Raw genomic sequence first — 21,452 nt, 5'->3', positions numbered from 1 at the left:
ATGAGTACAAAAAGGAAACGAATCGTGCGGAACAAAATTCGGCCGGATGCGTTGCGTAGCGGCTGAAGACAGCTTTGCTCGAATCCGTAGGAAATCGTTCCGGTTTTCTGGCGGATGCGCTAGAGCAAATCCATACGGGTGGAATGAGGGTTCCCTTCTGACTGCCTTCTCCTGCCGCATTTCATGACATCCCTCCCTTTTTCCAGGACCCATCATGCCGTTCTCAATCAGCCCTGCCCATATCTGGCCTGTCCTGATGCTTATCGCCTCCAATGTTTTCATGACCTTCGCCTGGTACGGCCACCTCAAGCACAAGGGCAGCGCGCTTTTCCTGGCGATTGTCGCCAGCTGGGGCATCGCTTTCTTCGAATATGTGCTTGCCGTTCCCGCGAACCGCATCGGTTCGGAGGTCTATTCCACCGCGCAGCTCAAGACCATTCAGGAAGTCATCACGCTCGCGGTCTTCGCGCTGTTTTCGATCTTCTGGCTGAAGGAAAGCATCACCATCAATCACGTGATCGGTTTTGCGCTGATCGCTTTCGGTGCTTCCTTCATTTTCCGCTCCTGAAAAGGAATAAATACCCCAGCGCTTCGCCGGCCCGGAACCAGTCGCAACGGATATGAGGTGATGTATCGATGAAAATACGGCCTGCGAAAGTTGACGATGCAACCGGAATGGCGGCGGTTCAGAACGAGATATTCTCGGCCGGCCTCCGAAAAGCGCCAACGGATATCACGGCGGTGCTGGAGAATTACATCCAGCACGCCGACCGTATCGAATGCTCGGTCGCCGAGGACGGCGACGGGCGTATCCTGGGCTTCCAGTCTCTGCGTTATGCGCGGACGGACAATCCCTATGGCGTGGCGGAAGGCTGGGGCATCATCGGCACCCATGTCAGCCCGCAGGCGGCGCGAAGAGGCGTGGGATCCGCCCTCTTCGCGGCAACGCGCAGGGCGGCGGAGGCGCGCGGCCTTCAGAATATCGATGCCAGCATCGGTGCGGACAACATGCTCGGGCAAAGCTATTACGACGCCATGGGATTTACGACCTATCGCCAGTCGGAAGGGCTGGTCTGCAAGGTTTACCGGTTGGGATAGACGCGGCCTGCTTCCGGTCAGCCGCGATTGTCGTTTTCGGAATATTGCAGGCGGGCCTTGCAGATGCGAACGTGGTTCTCGTCGGCCCATTGCACCAGCAATTGCATCGGCACCAGAAACGAGCGGCCGAGATTGGTCAGCTCATATTCCACGCGCGGCGGCACCTCGGCATAAAGCGTGCGGCGGATGAAGCCGTCCTCTTCCAGCCGCTTCAGTGTGCGGGACAACATCTGCTTGGAAATATCGTCGATCCTGCGGTTCAGCTCATTGAATCGCAGCACGCCGCCCTGCAGGGCTTCCAGAACCAAAAGGCTCCATTGATCGCCGATGCGGTCCAGCACGTCGCGGATGGGGCAGGGTTGGTCGAAGGCAAAAACCTCTTTCGTCTGCGTATCCGCCATGTCCTTACCCTTTGCCCTTTTTACCCTTGCAGGTCATCGCCATGTGACCAGATCAGCTGCCGCTGACTTCTTGCGGCTACGGCTGCGATACCATAGCTCTTCCCTGCGGTCTATAATCTAGACCTATAACGATAGTGACAAGAGGAAAGAAGCCATGGCTAAAATTGCGCTCATCGGCGCTTCCGGCAATGCCGGGTCCCGTATTCTGAAGGAACTTTCCGACCGGGGACACCAGGTGACGGGCATTGCCCGCAATCCCGAAAAGATCGCCAGCCTTCCGAATGTGTCGGCAAAGAAGGGCGATGTTTTCGATCAGGCGGGGCTTTCTGAACTGCTGAAGGGTCACGATGCCGTGATTAGTTCGGTGCATTTCACCGCCAGCGATCCCGCAACGCTGATCGAGGCCGTGCGAGCCTCCGGCGTTCCGCGCTATCTCGTGGTCGGCGGCGCCGGCAGCCTTGAAATCGCACCGGGCCAGCGTGTGGTCGACCTGCCGGATTTTCCGGCCGCCTACAAGGCCGAAGCAACCAAGGGCGCAGAGTTTCTGGGCCTGCTGAAGCAGGAAAAGCAGCTCGACTGGACGTTCCTGTCGCCATCCGCCGAATTCGTGCCAGGCGAAAGAACCGGCAAATTCCGCATCGGCAAGGATAATCTCCTCAGCAACGATGAGGGTAGCCGTATTTCCTTCGAAGACTATGCCATCGCGCTTGTCGATGAAATCGAGAAGCCGCAACATTCCCGTCAGCGTTTCACCATCGGTTATTGAGAGGTATCACCCATGAATTTCGTAACACGCCGTCTTGCCGTCGCCGCTTTCGCCCTCGTGCCCGCCTTGATGGCCGCACCGGTTCTGGCGCAAACCGCAACGCGGGACTTCGCGCAGGAAGAAGCCAATCGCAAGCTGGTGATCGAGTTCTACGATACGGTCTTCAACAAGCATGATGTGGCGAAGGGCGCCACCGTCCTCGTCGACAGCTACAAACAGCACAACCCGAGGGTACCGGATGGCAAGGCGCCATTCGTCAATTATTTCACTGGCTTCTTCAAGGAGAATCCGCAGTCGAAGGCGCGGATCGTGCGTAGCGCCACGGATGGCGATCTGGTCTATCTGCACATTCATTCGACGGAAAATGAAGGCGATCGCGGCAGGGCCATCGTCGATATCTTCCGCGTCACCGACGGCAAGATTACCGAGCACTGGGACGTGATCCAGCCTGTTCCGGAAACGGCGGCGAACAACAATACGATGTTCTGAGGCGGCTTCCGCCCTCAGGCCAAACACATGGGGCCGGCCGGGTTTTCTCCCGGCCGGCTGTTTTTTAGAGCGTGCGCCGCTTCTGGCGGGTCTGTACGGCCATATCCATCACCAGCATTGCCAGCAGGCTTGCGCCCACCAGCGGGAACATGATGCCGCCGATGGCAAGCATGGCGAGGAGGCCGCGCAGGACGCGTTTTTCCTGCGGCAAAGGCGGCACGCCGAGCGAACCCTTGGGGCGGCGTTTCCACCACATGATGCCGGCGGATACGGCAAGCAGGACGATGCCGATGCAGGCCGCCAGAAGCAGGATCTGGTTGGCAAGGCCATATTGCTGTCCCAGATGCACGTTGATGCCCCATTCCAGCGCCTTGCCGAGCGGGCCGTAATCGGCATAGCCCATGTCGATCAGCGGTTCGCCGCTATATTGATCGAGATGGACGACACGCTGCTGCGCCAGATCGTCGGGATAAACCGAGCCGCTGTAAACGCCCGTGGGTTTCCCCGGCAGGGCGACGGCATAACCGGCGGCAAGGCCAAGCGCGTCGAAGCGTGCGATCGCTGCATCGATCCCGATCGGTTGGCTTTCCGCTGAAGCCACGGATTCAGGGATTTTCGCCTGTTCCAGCGACCAGCTTGTCTTCGCCAGGTGATCGAGATGGTCGCCGGACATGGGGACATCGGTGCGCACGCCTGCCGGATATCCGAAATTGCTGCCATTTGCCCATTCATTGACCTTCGCGCCCCAGACGCCCGACCAGGGCATGCCGGTGACGGCAAGGAAGACGATGAAAAACCCGACGAAAATACCTGTTACCGCATGGGTATCGCGCCAGAACACCCGCTTTTTCGGCGTGCTGCGCACGGTTACCACACCGCCTGTCTGTTTTCGCGGCCACCAGAGATAGATGCCGGTGGCGACGAGAAGGATCGACCAGCCGGCGGCGATCTCGATCAGGTAGCGGGCATAGGTGCCGAAATATTTCAGGCTGTGCAGGTAGCGGATCGTCCACATGACCGTGCCGCGATCCGGCAGGGAACCGGTAACTTCTCCGGTATAGGGATTGACGTAGACGGCCCGCTTGCCATCGGCCGTATTGACGGTGATTTCCGTCGATGCGCCCGGATCGGCTGGTGTCGTATATTTGACGGCGGCGCCGGGAACGGCTGCAAGCGCTGCGGCAACGATTTCGGAAGGCAGCACTTTCGGTGCGTTCTGCGCCGCCTCCACCCGCTTCAGATCCGCATGGATGAGATTGTCGAATTCGTCCCGGAAGAGATAAAGCGCGCCGGTGACGGCGAGCGATATCATGAAGGGAAGGACGAAGAGACCGGCGTAGAAATGCCAGCGCCACACGGCGCGGTAAAGATTTGCGGACGAGGAATGCGCAGGCGCACGCTCGCCCTCGAAGGAGGTCGTAACGGACATGGATGTCTCCGCAAGAGAATTGATTTTCCGGCAGGCCGGATAGTCTTCTAGCGCTGCGGAGCGGAGGGCGGCGCGCGCGGGCGCGATTCCAGGTTGGGCGGCGATGGCGGCAATGCCGCGTCGACGTTCAGAAAGGCGACTTCGACCGTCGGCAGGATACTGTCCGCGCGTTCGACGGGAATAACCGGAAGAGCGGTGGCTGCAGCAGAGGCCAGACGGCAGAGCGTGCCGCAACAATCGTCGGCGATCTTGCCGGCCGGGTTCTGTTTGCCGGAGCCGCCTTCAGGCATATGGCTGGAACAGATGATCTCATCCGCCGCAAGCGCGGCCATCGCCATATTGCCGCTGGTCAGGCCATTGGCGAGACCCTGCAAAAGGAAAAGCAGAACGGCCAGCGTGGCGATGGCGCCAGCCGAACTCCTGTCCTGCATGATCCTGCGAATGAACCCCATGGAACCGGAATGTCATATTTGTTGTGAAATGTCACCGCGACACAATGACGGCAAGGGAAAGACAACAGGGCCGGCCAGCAATATTTACCTTGGTTGCGATTTTGGCTGTGCGCTTATACTACGTCGTTTTGAAGTTGTAGTTTGTCTTTCAGTGTGCTTTTTGTGTATTGATTTATATAATTTATTTTTATAAATGATAATAAATTATATTATAATGTTATTTATTTGAAAATAAGTCAAAATTCATAATTATTCTTACGATTGCTCAATGATTTATTTCTCGTGTTTCTTAATTTTGCGCTGAGCTGGGCAATAGAACCGTGGCCGCGGGGTTTCTTTTATGAAAATAGCCATTGTGCAGTTCGATAGCCGCCCACCCGATGCACTGGGATTTCTCGCGCCATTGATCCTCCGCAATTCGCACTATGCAAAACAGCACGGTTATGAGCACTTTTTCGTCAGCCGGTTGGGGATGGATATTCCGCCATTTTGGGCAAAGCCCCATGTCGTGATGTTTTATCTGAAATCCGGCTATGACATTGTATTGTGGTTGGATACCGATGCGGTCGTCCACGATCTTGCGATGCCGGTCACCCGGTTTTTCGTGGGCGATGAAGTTTTCATCTACGCATCCGACAATCCAGTCTGGCGCAGTCCCTTCAATGCGGGCGTATTCATATGCAAGGGGATCGTCGCGCTGGACCTTATGCTCGAATGGGCGGCACTGTATCAGCCCGACCAATGGGAAAAGCACGAGAACGACTGGCGCTGCAGGGATGCGCGGTGGGCGGGGCCGGCCTATGAGCAGGGCAGTTTCGCGATCAAAATCCTGCCGAAATACGGACAGTCGGGTCTTTTTAAGCAACTTCCGTGGGAGGTGCTGCAAAGCCCGTTCCCGGTCGACAATTCATTCACCCTGCATTTTGCTGAACGGTTCAAAGCCAATATCCGCGTCTATTGCGCGGCCTTCCCCGTTGCTCGGCCTGCCGGCGAAGAATGATCCCGGCAATGCCTGAGATGCCGGCATGGCTTGCCCGACATGCATCTTGAATGGAGAGCGGCGCTGGAGCCCAGTGCCGCAGCGCGCCTACTCCGTCGCCGGAATGGGCGTGGGTTGCCCGTTTTCGTCCATCGCCACCATGATGAAGGTGCCGGCGGTGACTTTTTCCAGCTTGTCATATCGCGACCGCTGCGCCCAGGCTTCCACCGTCAGCGTGATGGAGGTGCGGCCAACGCGGGCGATATCGGTATAGATGGACAGCGTATCGCCGATCTTCACCGGCAGCTCGAAGGCCATTTCCTTGACCGCCGCCGTGACGACGCGACAGCGGGAACGCTCCGCCGCACGGATGCCGCTTGCCAAGTCCATCTGCGACATGACCCAGCCGCCGAAAATATCTCCGGCCGGATTGGCGTCGGCCGGCATGGCGAGCGTTCTCAGCGTCAGCTCGCCGGTCGGTTTGATGGTCTGGTCGGTCATGTTGCGATTTGCTCCGTGCGAATGACAAAGGCGCAGCATGCGTTGCGCTTTGCGATTTCGCAAGGAAGGCAAAGCGTCAGGACGACGCTTTGCCCAGAAATTGCTGCGTTGCATAAAGGGCGATGGCCGCCGCATTCGAAACGTTGAGCGATTTGATCTCGCCGGGCATGTCGAGACGCGCAAGCGCCGAGACGGTTTCGCGTGTCTTCTGTCGCAGGCCCTTGCCTTCGGCGCCCAGCACCAGTGCGATCTTTTCGCCGCTGAATGTCTGTTCTATGGGGGCGGGGCCTTCCGAATCGAGGCCGACGGAGAAGAAGCCGAGCTTGTGCAACTCGCCCAGCGCATCGGCCAGATTGGTGATCTGGATATAGGGAATGAGTTCCAGCGCGCCGGAAGCCGATTTCGCCAGCACGCCCGACTCGGTCGGGCTGTGGCGCATGGTGGTGATGACGGCGCCGGCGTTGAAGGCGACCGCCGAGCGCATGATGGCGCCGACATTGTGCGGATCGGTGACCTGGTCGAGCACGAGGATGAGCGGGCTATCCTTCAGCGCGCCGAGACGCTTGACCGGCAGCGGCCGGGTTTCCAGCATCACGCCCTGGTGGATGGCCTCGGGACCGAGCACACGGTCGATATCCTGAGGGGAAACCATCTCGACGGGGAAGGGCTGGGCATCGGCCTCGCCGATATCGAGGCGTGCGAAGGCGTTCTGGGTGACGGAGAGCTTGACGATCTGCCGTTCGGGATTGGCGAGCGCCGCACGCACGGTATGCAGGCCGTAAAGATGCACCTGATCCGGCGCAAGCTGCGGCGGTTTCCAGTCATCCGCGCCGCGGTTGCGGCGCTTCGGTTGCTGCGGGGTCGGAATTTCACCGCGCTCGCGCTTGGCGTCGCGCACGGCACGGCGCAGGTTGGCGTAGTGCGTGTCGCGGGTGGATTTGTTGTTGGGATCGTCTTTGCTCATGGCGCCTTATATCTCCGCCAGGAGGCGCGCACCAGCCCCCGCGATAATCCACAGGGTGGCAAAGAGGTTTGAATTTTTTCCCGAAAATTCGTGAAAGGGCGTGTTGACAGAAACGAACGAGGCCGTCATATACGCGCCACAGACGACGCAACGGCGCTTCGCCGCAGCGAAATCTGAAGAGCTTGGTCGCTCGATCCTAGCAGAAAGCTGGAGGGATGCCCGAGTGGTTAAAGGGGACGGACTGTAAATCCGTTGGCTACGCCTACGTTGGTTCAAATCCAACTCCCTCCACCATTCTGCACGGATCGAAATCACCACCGCGGGTATAGCTCAATGGTAGAGCAGCAGCCTTCCAAGCTGAATACGCGGGTTCGATTCCCGCTACCCGCTCCAGAAATTTCCCCACAAGATCAAGAATGTTTGTCTGGCGCTGATGTGCGGCCTTTGGCGATGCGGTTTCTTTTCAGCCTGCCTGCAAGGTGGAGCCGATCCGCAGTTTCTCCGCGTCCAGTTCGCTCAGCCTTTCCATATGCGCCGTAATTTCCTCGAAGATCGAGATGCGGTCTGCGGTGGACAGGCGCTCCAGGTGGCGCAGCGCGGTAATGACCTCGATCAGGTCAATCCGTTCTCGTTCAAGTTTTTCAAGATTCCACGGCATCGCGTTTTCCCCGCTGGTGCGCTTCAAACGACCTGCGGGGAAAAAGGTTCAGATCGATAGTATTTAAGGTAAATTTTATCTTGTCGGCAGCGGCGCATGCGTCGTGGACGAATCAATAAGGCGAACGACACTGTGCCCTTGTGCCGGCGGCGGCCATATAGCTGTTGTCGCTGGGATGGTAAGATGTGTAACGCGCCGCACACCATTTTATGTGGTTGATTTCGGTTTGCGACAGGGCGTAACCATTGGGCGTGGCTTCCTCGCCTTTCCCCGCGGCAAAGGCCGAGGCGGGATAGGCCTGCTGATCTGAACTCTGTGCCTGCTGCTGGGGTTTGTAGGCCGGCTGTATGAGGCTCAGCGCATGCGCGGGCATGACGGTGGCGGCGGATATCGCGACGCCAAGAGCGAGCGCGGAGATGGTCTTCGGCATCCTCAACATCGATAAATCCTCGTTATTCGTTCGGGATGCTAACGAAAATTTAGGAATTTCGTTCCGCTGGAGGCTTGACGCCACACGAAGACGTGATTCTCCGGCCGAGTGACGGTTCGTTGTTCGATGCTGGCCTCATCGGAAAATGCGGCGTGCGATGAGCTCGTTTTATGCCCGCTCAACCGGACTTTGTATCCTTGCCGCACTGCTCGTTGACAAGCGGAAAATCCGGTCGGATAGTCGGCCGGCAATCATGCAAACGGGAGTCTTCAATGTTGAACAGGGTTGTCATTCTCTCCTCCTTTGCGCTGCTGGCATCGGCGGCGTTCGTCTCCCCCGCAGCCGCACTCACCATGAAGGAGTGCAGCGTGAAATATCAGGCGGCGAAAGCCGATGGGTCCGCCAAGGATATCAAGTGGAACGACTATCGCGCCAAGTTCTGCGGCAGCGAGGCGGCCGCTGAAGATGCTGCCGACGACAAGCAGGTCGCGGCCACCACCGAAAAAGAACCCGCAAAGGCGACGATAAAGGCCCCGAAGGGCGTCGCTTTCCCGAACGGGGTCGATAAGAAATATTCAAGCGAGACACCGGCAAAGGCCCGCCTGAAAACCTGTGTCGACTCCTATCACAAGAACAAGAATGACGGCACGCTCGGCGATCTGAAATGGATCCAGAAGGGCGGCGGTTATTGGAGCCTCTGCAACACGGCTCTCAAGAGCTGAGACGGGCAGGAGCGGTGGCCGATGGTCGTCGCTCCGGTATAGGCGCCTTATCCGAAGCAGTCTCGGATAAGGCGTGAGTCGATTCGGCTGCGACTATCCGCTCATGCGCCTTTGCTGCCATTTCCGGCGCAGGGGAGAGTGCCTCCTATGCGCAGGCGAGATCTGATTGCGAATGTCTCCGTTGCGTGGCGGGCCGGAAAACTCCGGTAGGGGCAACCCTGTTTTCGGGCGGGTAAAATCTGCGAATGGCTTGCGATTCAGTCTCTTGCTAGAAAGAACTGATCCTGCGGCTTGACCCGCATCCAGCAACTCAACGGCCAGGGCTGTTCCATGACGGCTGGCCGATAATGTGGGCGGATGACCAGACGATTTCGAAACTATCTCACCGTGCTGGCCATATCGCTGCTGATGTGGACGGTGATCCTTGGCGTTGTCTACTGGCTGTTTCGATAGGTTTTGCTACAGCTTGCCGGCCGGAGTGAAGGTACGGCGACACCTGTGCCGGCATGACGTTGCGGCGCGCCCCTGGCCGGTATTCCCGGAAATTTGATAGGCGAGGGGCGGCGGCCGCATTTCGGCTTTGCTGGCATGGCCTTATGGTCGGATGACATCAGGAAAGGATCATCATGAAAAAATCCGCTGCCGCGATATGCCTTGCAACTTTTACCACGTCGGTCGCGACCGGCGCCATGGCCGAAGATATGGTGATTCCGCTTCCGGACGGTACGACGGTCGAAAAGGTGGAGACCGTCTACCAATGCGCCGCCGACAGGGTTGAGGCGGTCTATTTTAATGCCGGCGATGTCAGCCTCGTGCGGCTGGGGTTGAAGGACGGTGTTACCGTTGCCGCCAATGTCATCTCCGGGTCGGGTGCCAAATATCAGGGCGGCATCCATGTCTGGTGGTCGAAGGGTGACGAAGCCGATCTCTACGATCTGATGGCGGATCCGGAGATGAAGCAGCCGGTTCATTGCACCGAAGTCAAAAAGCCCTGATCGCTGGCGATTTTCCCCTCAGGGGAGCGGCGGCAGGGCGGTCTTCGAAAACCTTGCCTGCCGCCGGTCAGCGTGGGAGTGCGCGCGCAGCGCGTTCAGCCAAGAACGAGCGACGCAAGAAGCGCCAGCAGGATGAGAGAACTGGCGACGACGCCCAGCTTCATCCGGCGAAGGCGGCGGGTGCGACCGCCGCTCCAGTCATAAGCCATTGGCAGCTTTACCTTTCTTTTTATTATTATGACTTATGGCTTAGCTCCCTAGGCTTGCCCGTGGCTGACCTCAATTGCCAGAATCCATGGGCGAAGAATCACGATTTCCCTGTTTTCTCCAGATGTTGCAGCGCCTGCGGCGACTGATTCCCGATGTGTCTGCGGCAGGGTGGGAGACATCGGCCCATGTTTCCGCGTCATGAAAAAAGGCCCGGAAACTGTGTTTCCGGACCGTTTTAAAAGGGCGGGCTCTGCAGGCCGTTTCAGCTGATATAGGCCTGTAGGTAGGGCAGGACTTCGACCGTGCCGTGGTAGAGCATGTTGAGCGCCACATAGATGATGACCATCAGGCCGAGATAGGAAATCCAGCGATACCGGTGCAGCAGCTTGGCGACGAAGTTGGCAGCGAGACCCATCAGTGCAATCGAGACGATGAGGCCGATGATCAGCACGGTCACATGCTCCTGTGCGGCGCCGGCGACGGCCAGCACATTGTCCAGCGACATGGAGACATCGGCGATGACGATCTGGGTCGCGGCCTGCAGGAAGGTCTTGTGACCCTTGGTCAGGTCGGCCTCTTCGTCCGTCACCTCGTCTTCCATGGAGCCGGCGGCCTCGCGCAGTTCGGTCCACATCTTCCAGCATACCCAGGCGAGCAGCAGGCCGCCGAACAATTGCAGACCGACAATCGAGAGAAGCTGAACGGTAACCGCGGCAAAGCCGATGCGCAGAACCGTGGCGGCGATGATGCCGACCAGGATCGCCTTGCGGCGCAGATGGGCCGGAAGACCGGCGGCGGCAAGGCCGATGACGATGGCATTGTCGCCCGCCAGTACGAGATCGATCGCTATGACCTGTAAGAATGCCGTGAAACCGGCGGCTGTGAAGATTTCCATGGGATGGTCCTGAAAAGGATAGAAGGACACGAGGGAGAAGCGGCGGATCGATATGTCGTCCGGGAAGGCGCATGGCGTCCCGTTGCAATCGCCCGTCTCCCCCCAGCGATGGACTGTCCTTAAGCCATCATGCCCGTGCAGGTAAAGAAGTTGTGATGGAAATATCTCAATTCGTGATCGGAGATGGTGGAGGAGGGGGCTCCCCGGACCTGCCTCGACCTCCCCCTTGGAGGGGGTTTAAATGTGGCAAACCATACACCACATAAGCGTGCAAAGGCACGCTTAGGGCGCGCGCCAAGACGCTTTCACAATTAAGTCTTGCGCATTCGCTTACAAAGCCTTAAACGGCGACACCAAACCGGTACGCCGGGGAAACTACTTCACGTTCACAGGAAGCAATTCACATGGCAAAGAGCAAGTTTGAGCGCAATAAGCCGCACGTCAACATTGGCACGATCGGTCACGTTGACCATGGCAAGACGTCGCTGACGGCAGCGATCACGAAGTTCTTCGGCGAATTCAAGGCGTATGACCAGATCGACGCCGCGCCTGAAGAAAAGGCCCGTGGCATCACGATTTCGACGGCGCACGTTGAATACGAAACGCCTGCCCGTCACTACGCGCACGTCGACTGCCCCGGCCACGCCGACTACGTGAAGAACATGATCACCGGTGCAGCGCAGATGGACGGCGCGATCCTGGTTTGCTCGGCAGCCGACGGCCCGATGCCGCAGACCCGCGAGCATATCCTGCTTGCCCGTCAGGTTGGCGTTCCGGCGATCGTCGTGTTCCTCAACAAGGTCGACCAGGTTGACGACGCCGAGCTTCTCGAGCTCGTCGAGCTTGAAGTTCGCGAACTTCTGTCGTCCTACGACTTCCCGGGCGACGACATTCCGATCGTCAAGGGTTCGGCACTTGCCGCTCTTGAAGATTCTGACAAGAAGATCGGTGAAGACGCGATCCGCGAGCTGATGGCTGCTGTCGACGCCTACATCCCGACGCCTGAGCGTCCGATCGACCAGCCGTTCCTGATGCCGATCGAAGACGTGTTCTCGATCTCCGGCCGTGGTACGGTTGTGACGGGTCGCGTTGAGCGCGGTATCGTCAAGGTTGGTGAAGAAGTCGAGATCGTCGGCATCCGTCCGACCTCGAAGACGACGGTTACCGGCGTTGAAATGTTCCGCAAGCTGCTCGACCAGGGCCAGGCCGGCGACAACATCGGCGCACTGGTTCGCGGTGTTAACCGTGACGGCGTCGAGCGTGGCCAGATCCTGTGCAAGCCGGGTTCGGTGAAGCCGCACAAGAAGTTCAAGGCCGAAGCCTACATCCTGACGAAGGAAGAAGGCGGCCGTCATACGCCGTTCTTCACGAACTACCGTCCGCAGTTCTACTTCCGCACGACGGACGTGACGGGCATCGTGACGCTTCCGGAAGGCACGGAAATGGTTATGCCTGGCGACAACGTCACCGTTGACGTCGAGCTGATCGTTCCGATCGCGATGGAAGAAAAGCTGCGCTTCGCTATCCGCGAAGGCGGCCGTACCGTCGGCGCCGGCATCGTGGCCTCGATCGTCGAGTAATCTTTTCCCGCAAGGGATTTGAGAAAACCCCGCTGGAAACAGCGGGGTTTTTTATTGCCCGAAAGGGTTCAGCAGTCGATGCGGACGATGTCGCCATCCTTAAGATGGAAGAATGCGTCCTGCGGCACATCAAGGCGCAATGCTTCCTCCTTTGGAAGGTTCGCATAGACGCCGCGCAACAGGCGGCTGGTGATGCCGTGGCAGATGACGATCGCATCGCGAGCCTGTCTCTGCTGAATGGTCTCCAGGCTGTGGGCCACCCGGCTCGTCATTCTTTCGAACGTCTCACCGCCCGGCGCGTGGAAGAACCATTCGTATCGATCCAGCCCGTCGCGCATGCCGGGATATTCATAATCGATCTCGTAATCCGTCATGCCGTCCCATACGCCCATGCCGATCTCCATCAGGCCGGGATCGAGGGTGATGCCGTCGATCATGCCGATCTCGCCAGCGATGATCTCGCAGGTCTGTCTTGCCCTCCCAAGCGGGCTGGAGAAAATATGCACCTCATCCGTTTCGATCAGCGCGGCGAGCCTGCGTCCCATGCGCATGGCCTGCTCCCGTCCGGTCGCCGTCAGCGGTGAGTCGACCTGTCCCTGCCAGCGGCGAACGGCGTTAAATTCGGTCTGGCCGTGGCGGATGAGATAGATGCTCATGGTGTTCCTGTGAAATACAAGCAAGATCAGGGAATTGACGATGCGCCCTGTCGGGCGGGCCTGTGCCGGGCTATTTTGCCAGACAATGTGAAAAAACAAAAAACACACTTGCCATTCTTTTCCCTGCACCTTAAAGGAGCGCATACCGAATTGGCCAAGCGATTTCGCGGCCGGTTCAGGTGATTAAGGGGTATAGCTCAGTTGGTAGAGCGGCGGTCTCCAAAACCGCAGGTCGGGGGTTCGAGCCCCTCTGCCCCTGCCACTTTCCATTCGCAAGCGCGGTTTTCGCTGCATGGCAGATGGGGCCGGTTTTCCGGCGAATTTCGCCGAATGTCGATTTCCTCTTGTTAAAAGTGGAATCGATGTTTATGTAGGGTCAAAACAGACACGCGGTGCGTGGGGCTGATTAGTTCGGCTTTACGCGCCGTAATTGCGTGGGCAGTCAATGGCATCCAAAACCAATCCGTTTACGTTTCTGCAGCAGGTTCGCGCCGAAGCGTCAAAGATCACTTGGCCGTCGCGCCGCGAGACCATGATTTCGACGGCTATGGTGCTGGTGATGGTCATTTTTGCGGCTCTGTTCTTCTTTGCTGCGGACCAGCTCATCGGCTGGCTGCTCAGCCTGGTGCTGAACGTAGGCCGGTGACGGCGCGGTCAAGGGCCCGGTAGAAGGATCGAACGGAGAATAAAAATGGCAGCGCGCTGGTATATCGTTCACGCATATTCGAATTTCGAAAAGAAGGTCGCCGAGTCGATCGAGGAAAAGGCCCGTCAGAAGGGTCTTGATCATCTTTTCGAGAAAATCCTCGTGCCGACCGAAAAGGTGGTCGAGGTGCGTCGCGGTCGTAAGGTCGATAGCGAGCGCAAGTTCTTTCCGGGTTACGTGCTGGTGCGCGCCAACCTGACGGATGAGGCCTATCACCTCATCAAGAACACGCCGAAGGTTACCGGTTTCCTCGGTTCGGACAGCAAGCCTGTTCCGATTCCCGATTATGAAGCCGAGCGTATCCTCGGTCAGGTTCAGGAAGGTGTCGAGCGTCCGAAGTCTTCGGTTTCGTTCGAGATCGGCGAGCAGGTTCGCGTTTCCGACGGTCCGTTCGCGTCGTTCAACGGTGTGGTTCAGGATGTCGACGAAGAGCGTTCGCGCCTGAAGGTGGAAGTGTCGATTTTCGGCCGCGCTACGCCGGTCGAGCTGGAATACAATCAGGTCGAGAAGGTCTGATTGGCGGGGCAAAGCCCCAAGCGCGTGGAAGGCTAACTGGCTCTTTAAGCCGGGGCAGGGCGCCGCACCACGCAACCGCAGCCGCCGGAGCAATCCGGCTTAAGAGAAGCCGGGTAACCGGTTTGAATTGAAAGGCAGAGAGATATGGCTAAGAAAGTTGCAGGCCAGCTCAAGTTGCAGGTAAAGGCCGGGGCGGCCAATCCGTCCCCGCCGATCGGTCCGGCACTTGGTCAGCGTGGCATTAACATCATGGAATTCTGCAAGGCGTTCAATGCCGCCACGCAGGAAATGGAAAAGGGTATGCCGATCCCGGTCGTCATCACCTATTACCAGGACAAGTCCTTCACCTTCGTCATGAAGCAGCCGCCGATGACCTACTGGCTGAAGAAGGAAGCAAAGATCACCTCCGGTTCCAAGACGCCTGGCAAGGGCGCCAAGGTCGGCTCCATCACCAAGGCTCAGGTCAAGACGATCGCTGAAGCTAAGATGAAGGATCTGAACGCAGCCGACATCGAAGGCGCAATGGCAATGGTTGAGGGCTCCGCCCGCGCCATGGGCCTGGAAGTGGTAGGTTGATCATGGCCAAGGTAGCAAAGCGCATTCAGAAGATCCGCGAAGGCGTGGATCCCAACAAGCTTTACGTTCTCACCGACGCCATTTCGATGGTCAAGGAACGTGCTGTCGCCAAGTTCGACGAAACCGTTGAAGTTTCGATGAACCTCGGCGTTGACCCGCGCCATGCGGACCAGATGGTTCGCGGCGTCGTCAACCTGCCGAACGGCACCGGCCGTGACGTTCGCGTCGCCGTCTTCGCCCGTGGCGCCAAGGCTGATGAAGCCACGGCTGCTGGCGCTGACGTTGTCGGTGCAGAAGAACTGGTTGAAATCGTTCAGGGCGGCAAGATCGACTTCGATCGTTGCATCGCGACCCCGGACATGATGCCGCTCGTCGGCCGTCTCGGCAAGGTACTCGGCCCGCGTGGCATGATGCCGAACCCGAAGGTCGGTACGGTCACGATGGATGTTGCCGGCGCCGTCAAGGCGTCCAAAGGCGGCGCTGTCGAGTTCCGCGTCGAAAAGGCCGGTATCGTACACGCTGGCGTTGGCAAGGCTTCGTTCGACGCCAAGGCTCTTGAAGAAAACATCAAGGCTTTCGCCGATGCCGTCATCAAGGCAAAGCCGACTGGCGCCAAGGGCAACTACGTCAAGCGCGTCGCGATTTCCTCGACCATGGGTCCGGGCGTCAAGATCGACCCTTCGTCGGTTACGGCTTAATCAATTCTCGCGCTTCCCAAGGGAAGTGTGAATACAAGAATTTCCGGCTCCCAGGAGCCGGAGATTTCCGGGGAAACCCGGAACTCCTGTCCGAGATTGCGGGTGGCCATGTCTTTCGGGACCTGGCCTTAATCATTCAACCTGCATGAGACGGGTGAGGCTGGATTTGAGGCATCCTGGATGCCTGACTGTCCGGTTCGAACCTGGTGTGCCTGTGCCTGAAGCCGTTTGCGGCGACAGAGCGGGGGACAGGATCCTCGAGCGTCGCTCGGGATCTTTGTAAAAAGGTCCCTTGGGGCAAAGGCAAACCCGACGGGTTCACATGTTGTGTTCCCGTCTACTGGAGACAGACAGTGGAAAGAGCGGAAAAACGCGAATTCGTCACGGAGCTGAACGAAGTCTTCAAGGCTTCCGGTTCGGTTGTCGTGGCCCACTATGCTGGTGTCACCGTTGCGCAGATGAACGACTTCCGTTCGAAGATGCGCGCTGCCGGAGGCACCGTCAAGGTCGCGAAGAACCGCCTGGCCAAGATCGCTCTTCAGGGCACGGAGTCGGAAGGGATGACAGATCTCTTCAAGGGCCAGACGCTGATTGCATACAGCGTCGACCCGATGATCGCTCCGAAAGTCGTCATGGACTTCGCCAAGACCAACGACAAGGTCGTTGTTCTCGGTGGCGCCATGGGTGCAACCACGCTCAACGCCGAAGCAGTCAAGTCGCTTGCGACCCTGCCTTCGCTGGACGAGCTGCGCGCAAAGCTGCTGGGCCTTCTCAATGCCCCGGCAACCCGCGTCGCTACGGTTGTCGCCGCACCTGCAAGCCAGCTGGCTCGGGTGTTCTCGGCTTACGCCAAGAAGGACGAAGCCGCTTAAGGCGGTTTTTCGCTGTAAATATTCAAACTGGTTCGAACTGAACAAAAGGAACTATCAAAATGGCTGATCTCGCAAAGATCGTAGAAGACCTCTCCTCGCTGACCGTTCTGGAAGCTGCAGAACTGTCCAAGCTTCTCGAAGAAAAGTGGGGCGTTTCCGCTGCTGCTCCGGTAGCTGTTGCTGCTGTTGCCGGCGGTGCAGGCGCTGCTGCTGCTGCTGAAGAAGAAAAGACCGAATTCGACGTGATCCTGGTTGACGCTGGCGCCAACAAGATCAACGTCATCAAGGAAGTTCGCGCTATCACGGGCCTCGGCCTGAAGGAAGCCAAGGACCTCGTTGAAGGCGCTCCGAAGGCTGTCAAGGAAGCTGTTTCCAAGGCTGAAGCTGCTGATCTCAAGAAGAAGCTTGAAGAAGCCGGCGCTAAGGTCGACGTTAAGTAATCTTGCGATTACTGGCGGGAAGGGGCTTCATGCCCCTTTCCGTCGTTATCGTTTTTTAAAACTCATTACCCAAAAGCCGCGTGAAAATGGCTTTTGGGTAATGGGTTCTTCAAGAGAATGGTTCCGAACCGGCTCATCTAGGCAATCCGGCCTGATCGATCCGGGATGTGGAACGAGATTGATGATACCCATTGCTTGACGGGATCGACTGGCCATCGGTTCCCGTCCGTTGCAGGCCCGGATGCAATTTTTAAAGGAGCGACGATGGCTCAGACCCTTTCGTTTAACGGTCGCAGGCGCGTACGCAAGTTTTTCGGCAAAATTCCAGAAGTAGCGGAAATGCCGAACCTCATCGAGGTTCAGAAGGCTTCGTACGACCAGTTTCTCATGGTTGACGAGCCTAAGGGTGGCCGTCCCGACGAGGGATTGAATGCCGTATTCAAGTCCGTATTCCCGATCACCGATTTTTCCGGCGCCTCCATGCTTGAATTCGTGTCCTACGAATTCGAAGCGCCGAAGTTCGACGTCGAGGAATGCCGTCAGCGCGATCTGACCTATGCTGCGCCACTCAAGGTGACGCTGCGCCTCATCGTGTTCGATATCGATGAAGATACCGGCGCGAAGTCCATCAAGGACATCAAGGAACAGTCCGTCTACATGGGCGACATGCCGCTCATGACCAATAACGGCACGTTCATCGTCAACGGCACCGAGCGCGTCATCGTTTCGCAGATGCACCGTTCGCCGGGCGTGTTCTTCGATCACGACAAGGGCAAGAGCCATTCTTCCGGCAAGCTGCTCTTCGCTGCCCGCGTCATCCCCTATCGCGGTTCCTGGCTCGACATTGAGTTCGACGCCAAGGACATCGTCTATGCGCGTATCGACCGCCGCCGCAAGATCCCTGTGACCTCGCTGCTGATGGCGCTTGGCATGGATGGCGAAGACATTCTGTCGACCTTCTACACCAAGGCTTCCTATGAGCGCGACGGCGACGGCTGGCGCATTCCGTTCCAGCCCGAGGCTCTGAAGAACGCCAAGGTCGTCACCGACATGATCGACGCCGATACCGGCGAAGTGGTTGTCGAGGCCGGTAAGAAGCTGACGCCGCGCCTCATCCGCCAGCTCTCGGAAAAGGGCCTCAAGGCGCTGAAGGCGACCGACGAAGACCTCTACGGCAACTATCTGGCTGAAGACATCGTCAACTACGCGACGGGTGAAATCTATCTCGAAGCCGGCGACGAAATCGACGAGAAGACGCTCGGTCTCATCCTGCAGTCCGGCTTTGACGAGATTCCGGTTCTCAACATCGACCACGTCAATGTTGGCGCCTATATCCGCAACACGCTGTCTGCCGACAAGAACGAGAACCGTCAGGAAGCCCTGTTCGACATCTACCGCGTCATGCGTCCGGGTGAGCCGCCGACCATGGAATCGGCGGAAGCGATGTTCAATTCGCTGTTCTTCGATGCAGAGCGTTACGATCTGTCGGCCGTTGGCCGCGTCAAGATGAACATGCGCCTCGACCTCGATGCGGAAGACACCGTGCGCACGCTGCGCAAGGAAGACATCCTCGCCGTCGTCAAGATGCTGGTCGAACTGCGCGACGGCAAGGGCGAAATCGACGACATCGACAACCTCGGCAACCGCCGTGTGCGTTCTGTCGGCGAACTGATGGAAAACCAGTATCGTCTGGGCCTTCTGCGCATGGAACGTGCGATCAAGGAACGTATGTCCTCGATCGAAATCGACACCGTGATGCCGCAGGACCTGATCAACGCGAAGCCGGCAGCCGCCGCCGTTCGCGAATTCTTCGGTTCCTCGCAGCTGTCGCAGTTCATGGACCAGGTGAACCCGCTTTCGGAAATCACCCACAAGCGCCGTCTTTCGGCTCTTGGACCGGGTGGTCTGACTCGCGAGCGCGCCGGCTTCGAAGTCCGCGACGTTCACCCGACCCATTACGGTCGTATTTGCCCGATCGAGACGCCTGAGGGACCGAACATCGGTCTGATCAACTCGCTTGCAACCTTCGCCCGCGTTAACAAGTACGGCTTCATCGAAAGCCCGTACCGCAAGATCGTGGACGGAAAGGTCACCAACGACGTGATCTACCTCTCCGCCATGGAAGAGGCCAAGTATTACGTCGCGCAGGCCAACGCGCCGCTCAACGACGACGGTTCCTTCTCGGAAGAGTTCGTCGTCTGCCGTCACTCGGGCGAAGTTATGCTCGCACCGCGTGACAACATCAACCTGATGGACGTTTCGCCGAAGCAGCTCGTTTCGGTCGCAGCGGCTCTCATTCCGTTCCTGGAAAACGACGACGCCAACCGCGCGCTCATGGGCTCGAACATGCAGCGTCAGGCCGTTCCGCTTCTGCGCGCCGAGGCGCCGTTCGTCGGTACCGGCATGGAGCCGATCGTTGCCCGTGACTCCGGCGCTGCCATCGCAGCCCGTCGTGGCGGTGTGGTCGATCAGGTGGATGCGACCCGTATCGTTATCCGCGCCACGGAAGACCTCGATGCCGGCAAGTCCGGTGTTGACATCTACCGTCTGCAGAAGTTCCAGCGTTCGAACCAGAACACCTGCGTCAACCAGCGTCCGCTGGTTTCCGTCGGCGACATCATCTCCAAGGGTGACATCATCGCGGACGGTCCGTCGACCGACCTCGGTGACCTGGCTCTCGGCCGCAACGCGCTCGTCGCGTTCATGCCCTGGAACGGCTACAACTACGAAGACTCGATCCTGATGTCGGAGCGTATCGTTTCCGACGACGTGTTCACCTCCATCCACATCGAAGAATTCGAAGTGATGGCGCGCGACACGAAGCTTGGTCCGGAAGAAATCACGCGCGACATTCCGAACGTTTCGGAAGAAGCGCTGAAGAACCTCGACGAAGCCGGTATCGTTTACATCGGTGCGGAAGTTCAGCCGGGCGACATCCTCGTCGGCAAGATCACGCCGAAGGGCGAAAGCCCGATGACGCCGGAAGAAAAGCTTCTGCGCGCCATCTTCGGTGAAAAGGCCTCCGACGTTCGCGACACCTCCATGCGCATGCCTCCGGGCACGTTCGGTACGGTCGTCGAAGTCCGCGTCTTCAACCGTCACGGTGTGGAGAAGGACGAGCGCGCGATGGCTATCGAGCGCGAAGAGATCGAACGTCTGGCGAAGGACCGCGACGACGAGCAGGCGATCCTCGACCGTAACGTCTACGGCCGTCTGATCGACATGCTGCGTGGCCACGTTTCCATCGCCGGTCCGAAGGGCTTCAAGAAGGGCGTCGAGCTTTCCAACGCCGTCGTTTCTGAATATCCCCGCTCGCAGTGGTGGATGTTCGCGGTCGAAGACGAAAAGGCTCAGTCCGAGCTGGAAGCGCTTCGTGGCCAGTACGACGAATCCAAGTCGCGCCTTGAACAGCGCTTCATGGACAAGGTCGAAAAGGTCCAGCGCGGCGATGAAATGCCTCCGGGCGTCATGAAGATGGTCAAGGTCTTCGTTGCCGTTAAGCGCAAGATCCAGCCGGGCGACAAGATGGCCGGCCGTCACGGTAACAAGGGCGTCGTCTCGCGTATCGTTCCGGTCGAGGACATGCCGTTCCTCGAAGACGGCACGCATGTCGACATCTGCTTGAACCCGCTCGGCGTGCCTTCGCGCATGAACGTCGGCCAGATCCTCGAAACCCACCTCGCATGGGCATGCGCAGGCATGGGCAAGAAGATCGGCGAGATGCTCGAAGAGTATCGCAAGACGATGGACATCAGCGAGCTTCGCAGCGAGCTGACGGAAATCTACGCGTCTGAAGCCAATGACGAGGTTCAGCGTTTCGATGACGACTCGCTGGTCAAGCTTGCCGAAGAAGCCAAGCGCGGTGTTTCCATCGCGACCCCGGTTTTCGACGGTGCGCATGAGCCTGACGTCGCCGCGATGCTGAAGAAGGCAGGTCTGCATGAATCCGGTCAGTCCGTCCTTTACGACGGTCGTACCGGTGAGCCGTTCGACCGCAAGGTCACCGTCGGCTACATGTACATGATCAAGCTGAACCACCTTGTCGACGACAAGATCCACGCTCGCTCGATCGGTCCTTACTCGCTCGTTACCCAGCAGCCGCTGGGCGGCAAGGCGCAGTTCGGCGGACAGCGCTTCGGGGAAATGGAAGTCTGGGCTCTGGAAGCATACGGCGCGGCCTACACGCTGCAGGAAATGCTCACCGTCAAGTCGGACGACGTGGCGGGCCGCACCAAGGTCTATGAGGCAATCGTCCGTGGCGACGACACCTTCGAGGCCGGCATCCCCGAGAGCTTCAACGTTCTCGTCAAGGAAATGCGGTCGCTCGGTCTTTCGGTCGAACTGGAAAACTCGAAGATCGAGAACCAGCCCGAAGACCAGCTGCCCGACGCGGCGGAATAAAAATGAGAGAGGCGGGCG

The 21,452-nt window shown here is 58.5% G+C and carries 24 protein-coding genes and 3 tRNA genes; 18 read left to right on the top strand and 9 right to left on the bottom strand.

The features are described from left to right. Nucleotides 1-214 precede the first annotated feature (214 nt). A complete protein-coding gene (locus N5D22_RS09800) occupies nucleotides 215-568 on the top strand; it encodes a DMT family protein (RefSeq protein ID WP_003507620.1) in 354 nt (117 codons plus the stop codon). Between the two features lie 107 nt (nucleotides 569-675). After that, nucleotides 676-1,098, top strand: a complete 423-nt coding sequence (locus N5D22_RS09795; RefSeq protein ID WP_279656418.1) for a GNAT family N-acetyltransferase — start codon at nucleotides 676-678, stop codon at nucleotides 1,096-1,098. 17 nt (nucleotides 1,099-1,115) lie between these two features. On the opposite strand, the gene N5D22_RS09790 is transcribed toward N5D22_RS09795, so the two are convergent. Beyond that, nucleotides 1,116-1,499, bottom strand: coding sequence for a helix-turn-helix domain-containing protein (locus tag N5D22_RS09790; RefSeq protein ID WP_065655871.1), 384 nt, complete (start codon nucleotides 1,497-1,499; stop codon nucleotides 1,116-1,118). A 154-nt stretch (nucleotides 1,500-1,653) separates the two neighbouring features. On the opposite strand from N5D22_RS09790, the gene N5D22_RS09785 reads away from it, so the two are divergent. Beyond that, nucleotides 1,654-2,265, top strand: coding sequence for an NAD(P)-dependent oxidoreductase (locus tag N5D22_RS09785; protein ID WP_279656188.1), 612 nt, complete (start codon nucleotides 1,654-1,656; stop codon nucleotides 2,263-2,265). A 12-nt stretch (nucleotides 2,266-2,277) separates the two neighbouring features. After that, the gene (locus tag N5D22_RS09780; protein ID WP_279656187.1) at nucleotides 2,278-2,754 is read left to right on the top strand and encodes a nuclear transport factor 2 family protein; all 477 of its coding nucleotides are present in this window, start codon (nucleotides 2,278-2,280) and stop codon (nucleotides 2,752-2,754) included. A gap of 64 nt (nucleotides 2,755-2,818) precedes the next feature. Here N5D22_RS09780 and N5D22_RS09775 read toward each other — a convergent pair whose 3' ends face one another. Next, nucleotides 2,819-4,183 carry a PepSY domain-containing protein gene (locus N5D22_RS09775; protein ID WP_279656186.1) on the bottom strand — a complete coding sequence of 455 codons (1,365 nt, stop codon included), beginning with the start codon at nucleotides 4,181-4,183 and terminating at the stop codon, nucleotides 2,819-2,821. Between the two features lie 47 nt (nucleotides 4,184-4,230). Then, the gene (locus N5D22_RS09770; RefSeq protein WP_279656185.1) at nucleotides 4,231-4,635 is read right to left on the bottom strand and encodes a DUF2946 family protein; all 405 of its coding nucleotides are present in this window, start codon (nucleotides 4,633-4,635) and stop codon (nucleotides 4,231-4,233) included. A 340-nt stretch (nucleotides 4,636-4,975) separates the two neighbouring features. Between N5D22_RS09770 and N5D22_RS09765 the strand changes: the two genes are divergently transcribed. Continuing rightward, nucleotides 4,976-5,635 (top strand): hypothetical protein, encoded by a 660-nt coding sequence (locus tag N5D22_RS09765; RefSeq protein ID WP_279656184.1) that lies wholly within the window; start codon nucleotides 4,976-4,978, stop codon nucleotides 5,633-5,635. 87 nt (nucleotides 5,636-5,722) lie between these two features. Here N5D22_RS09765 and N5D22_RS09760 read toward each other — a convergent pair whose 3' ends face one another. Next, entirely contained in the window at nucleotides 5,723-6,115 is a 393-nt protein-coding gene (locus N5D22_RS09760; RefSeq protein ID WP_279656183.1) for an acyl-CoA thioesterase, read from the bottom strand. Nucleotides 6,116-6,191: 76 nt separating this feature from the next. Further along, a complete protein-coding gene (gene rlmB, locus N5D22_RS09755; protein ID WP_020009380.1) occupies nucleotides 6,192-7,079 on the bottom strand; it encodes a 23S rRNA (guanosine(2251)-2'-O)-methyltransferase RlmB in 888 nt (295 codons plus the stop codon). A 209-nt stretch (nucleotides 7,080-7,288) separates the two neighbouring features. On the opposite strand from rlmB, the gene N5D22_RS09750 reads away from it, so the two are divergent. After that, nucleotides 7,289-7,373: transfer RNA gene (locus N5D22_RS09750), tRNA-Tyr, on the top strand. A 25-nt stretch (nucleotides 7,374-7,398) separates the two neighbouring features. Continuing rightward, nucleotides 7,399-7,472 (top strand) — tRNA-Gly (locus tag N5D22_RS09745). A gap of 70 nt (nucleotides 7,473-7,542) precedes the next feature. On the opposite strand, the gene N5D22_RS09740 is transcribed toward N5D22_RS09745, so the two are convergent. Beyond that, entirely contained in the window at nucleotides 7,543-7,737 is a 195-nt protein-coding gene (locus N5D22_RS09740) for a hypothetical protein (protein ID WP_279656417.1), read from the bottom strand. A gap of 112 nt (nucleotides 7,738-7,849) precedes the next feature. Then, complete coding sequence (locus N5D22_RS09735) at nucleotides 7,850-8,176, bottom strand: BA14K family protein (RefSeq protein ID WP_279656182.1); 327 nt, start codon at nucleotides 8,174-8,176, stop codon at nucleotides 7,850-7,852. Nucleotides 8,177-8,439: 263 nt separating this feature from the next. On the opposite strand from N5D22_RS09735, the gene N5D22_RS09730 reads away from it, so the two are divergent. Together N5D22_RS09730 and N5D22_RS09725 are read left to right on the top strand one after the other, a co-directional pair. After that, on the top strand, nucleotides 8,440-8,889 hold the full coding sequence (locus N5D22_RS09730) for a hypothetical protein (RefSeq protein WP_279656181.1): 450 nt from the start codon (nucleotides 8,440-8,442) through the stop codon (nucleotides 8,887-8,889). A 626-nt stretch (nucleotides 8,890-9,515) separates the two neighbouring features. Continuing rightward, nucleotides 9,516-9,884: an MliC family protein gene (locus N5D22_RS09725; RefSeq protein ID WP_279656180.1), complete on the top strand. Its 369-nt coding sequence runs from the start codon at nucleotides 9,516-9,518 to the stop codon at nucleotides 9,882-9,884. Nucleotides 9,885-10,356: 472 nt separating this feature from the next. On the opposite strand, the gene N5D22_RS09720 is transcribed toward N5D22_RS09725, so the two are convergent. After that, nucleotides 10,357-10,989 (bottom strand): TerC family protein, encoded by a 633-nt coding sequence (locus tag N5D22_RS09720; protein ID WP_279656179.1) that lies wholly within the window; start codon nucleotides 10,987-10,989, stop codon nucleotides 10,357-10,359. A 404-nt stretch (nucleotides 10,990-11,393) separates the two neighbouring features. Here N5D22_RS09720 and tuf point away from each other — a divergent pair, with 404 nt between their 5' ends. Beyond that, nucleotides 11,394-12,569: an elongation factor Tu gene (tuf, locus tag N5D22_RS09715; protein ID WP_279656171.1), complete on the top strand. Its 1,176-nt coding sequence runs from the start codon at nucleotides 11,394-11,396 to the stop codon at nucleotides 12,567-12,569. Between the two features lie 68 nt (nucleotides 12,570-12,637). On the opposite strand, the gene N5D22_RS09710 is transcribed toward tuf, so the two are convergent. Continuing rightward, a complete protein-coding gene (locus N5D22_RS09710) occupies nucleotides 12,638-13,225 on the bottom strand; it encodes a histidine phosphatase family protein (RefSeq protein WP_279656178.1) in 588 nt (195 codons plus the stop codon). Nucleotides 13,226-13,411: 186 nt separating this feature from the next. Here N5D22_RS09710 and N5D22_RS09705 point away from each other — a divergent pair. The 8 genes from N5D22_RS09705 to rpoB all read left to right on the top strand — a co-directional run bounded on the left by N5D22_RS09705 (nucleotide 13,412) and on the right by rpoB (nucleotide 21,434). Further along, nucleotides 13,412-13,487, top strand: a tRNA-Trp gene (locus N5D22_RS09705). Nucleotides 13,488-13,670: 183 nt separating this feature from the next. Continuing rightward, a complete protein-coding gene (secE, locus tag N5D22_RS09700; RefSeq protein ID WP_003523719.1) occupies nucleotides 13,671-13,871 on the top strand; it encodes a preprotein translocase subunit SecE in 201 nt (66 codons plus the stop codon). 45 nt (nucleotides 13,872-13,916) lie between these two features. Continuing rightward, nucleotides 13,917-14,447 carry a transcription termination/antitermination protein NusG gene (gene nusG, locus N5D22_RS09695; RefSeq protein ID WP_003523721.1) on the top strand — a complete coding sequence of 177 codons (531 nt, stop codon included), beginning with the start codon at nucleotides 13,917-13,919 and terminating at the stop codon, nucleotides 14,445-14,447. Nucleotides 14,448-14,591: 144 nt separating this feature from the next. Next, a complete protein-coding gene (gene rplK / locus N5D22_RS09690) occupies nucleotides 14,592-15,023 on the top strand; it encodes a 50S ribosomal protein L11 (protein WP_003523723.1) in 432 nt (143 codons plus the stop codon). Nucleotides 15,024-15,025: 2 nt separating this feature from the next. After that, a complete protein-coding gene (gene rplA / locus N5D22_RS09685) occupies nucleotides 15,026-15,721 on the top strand; it encodes a 50S ribosomal protein L1 (RefSeq protein ID WP_003523724.1) in 696 nt (231 codons plus the stop codon). Nucleotides 15,722-16,074: 353 nt separating this feature from the next. Continuing rightward, entirely contained in the window at nucleotides 16,075-16,593 is a 519-nt protein-coding gene (rplJ, locus tag N5D22_RS09680) for a 50S ribosomal protein L10 (protein WP_003523725.1), read from the top strand. Between the two features lie 59 nt (nucleotides 16,594-16,652). Further along, complete coding sequence (gene rplL, locus N5D22_RS09675; protein WP_279656177.1) at nucleotides 16,653-17,033, top strand: 50S ribosomal protein L7/L12; 381 nt, start codon at nucleotides 16,653-16,655, stop codon at nucleotides 17,031-17,033. Between the two features lie 264 nt (nucleotides 17,034-17,297). After that, nucleotides 17,298-21,434: a DNA-directed RNA polymerase subunit beta gene (gene rpoB / locus N5D22_RS09670; protein ID WP_279656175.1), complete on the top strand. Its 4,137-nt coding sequence runs from the start codon at nucleotides 17,298-17,300 to the stop codon at nucleotides 21,432-21,434. The last annotated feature ends 18 nt before the right edge of the window (nucleotides 21,435-21,452 follow it).

The sequence above is a fragment of the Agrobacterium sp. GD03872 genome (genome assembly GCF_029840625.1).
Lineage (GTDB): Bacteria > Pseudomonadota > Alphaproteobacteria > Rhizobiales > Rhizobiaceae > Agrobacterium > Agrobacterium fabrum_A.
The sequence above is the reverse complement of the archived record's forward strand: the minus strand, read 5'-3'. Positions and strand labels throughout refer to the sequence as shown.

Coding starts and splice junctions, on each gene's coding strand:
- N5D22_RS09760 (WP_279656183.1), bottom strand. CDS start 6,115: ATGACCGACCAGACCATCAAACCGACCGGCGAGCTGACGCTGAGAACG.
- N5D22_RS09800 (WP_003507620.1), top strand. CDS start 215: ATGCCGTTCTCAATCAGCCCTGCCCATATCTGGCCTGTCCTGATGCTT.
- N5D22_RS09775 (WP_279656186.1), bottom strand. CDS start 4,183: ATGTCCGTTACGACCTCCTTCGAGGGCGAGCGTGCGCCTGCGCATTCC.
- tuf (WP_279656171.1), top strand. CDS start 11,394: ATGGCAAAGAGCAAGTTTGAGCGCAATAAGCCGCACGTCAACATTGGC.
- N5D22_RS09710 (WP_279656178.1), bottom strand. CDS start 13,225: ATGAGCATCTATCTCATCCGCCACGGCCAGACCGAATTTAACGCCGTT.
- N5D22_RS09730 (WP_279656181.1), top strand. CDS start 8,440: ATGTTGAACAGGGTTGTCATTCTCTCCTCCTTTGCGCTGCTGGCATCG.
- N5D22_RS09720 (WP_279656179.1), bottom strand. CDS start 10,989: ATGGAAATCTTCACAGCCGCCGGTTTCACGGCATTCTTACAGGTCATA.
- rplL (WP_279656177.1), top strand. CDS start 16,653: ATGGCTGATCTCGCAAAGATCGTAGAAGACCTCTCCTCGCTGACCGTT.
- N5D22_RS09785 (WP_279656188.1), top strand. CDS start 1,654: ATGGCTAAAATTGCGCTCATCGGCGCTTCCGGCAATGCCGGGTCCCGT.
- N5D22_RS09740 (WP_279656417.1), bottom strand. CDS start 7,737: ATGCCGTGGAATCTTGAAAAACTTGAACGAGAACGGATTGACCTGATC.
- N5D22_RS09790 (WP_065655871.1), bottom strand. CDS start 1,499: ATGGCGGATACGCAGACGAAAGAGGTTTTTGCCTTCGACCAACCCTGC.
- N5D22_RS09780 (WP_279656187.1), top strand. CDS start 2,278: ATGAATTTCGTAACACGCCGTCTTGCCGTCGCCGCTTTCGCCCTCGTG.
- N5D22_RS09735 (WP_279656182.1), bottom strand. CDS start 8,176: ATGTTGAGGATGCCGAAGACCATCTCCGCGCTCGCTCTTGGCGTCGCG.
- rplK (WP_003523723.1), top strand. CDS start 14,592: ATGGCTAAGAAAGTTGCAGGCCAGCTCAAGTTGCAGGTAAAGGCCGGG.
- nusG (WP_003523721.1), top strand. CDS start 13,917: ATGGCAGCGCGCTGGTATATCGTTCACGCATATTCGAATTTCGAAAAG.
- rplA (WP_003523724.1), top strand. CDS start 15,026: ATGGCCAAGGTAGCAAAGCGCATTCAGAAGATCCGCGAAGGCGTGGAT.
- rlmB (WP_020009380.1), bottom strand. CDS start 7,079: ATGAGCAAAGACGATCCCAACAACAAATCCACCCGCGACACGCACTAC.
- rpoB (WP_279656175.1), top strand. CDS start 17,298: ATGGCTCAGACCCTTTCGTTTAACGGTCGCAGGCGCGTACGCAAGTTT.
- N5D22_RS09725 (WP_279656180.1), top strand. CDS start 9,516: ATGAAAAAATCCGCTGCCGCGATATGCCTTGCAACTTTTACCACGTCG.
- N5D22_RS09765 (WP_279656184.1), top strand. CDS start 4,976: ATGAAAATAGCCATTGTGCAGTTCGATAGCCGCCCACCCGATGCACTG.
- N5D22_RS09770 (WP_279656185.1), bottom strand. CDS start 4,635: ATGGGGTTCATTCGCAGGATCATGCAGGACAGGAGTTCGGCTGGCGCC.
- N5D22_RS09795 (WP_279656418.1), top strand. CDS start 676: ATGGCGGCGGTTCAGAACGAGATATTCTCGGCCGGCCTCCGAAAAGCG.
- secE (WP_003523719.1), top strand. CDS start 13,671: ATGGCATCCAAAACCAATCCGTTTACGTTTCTGCAGCAGGTTCGCGCC.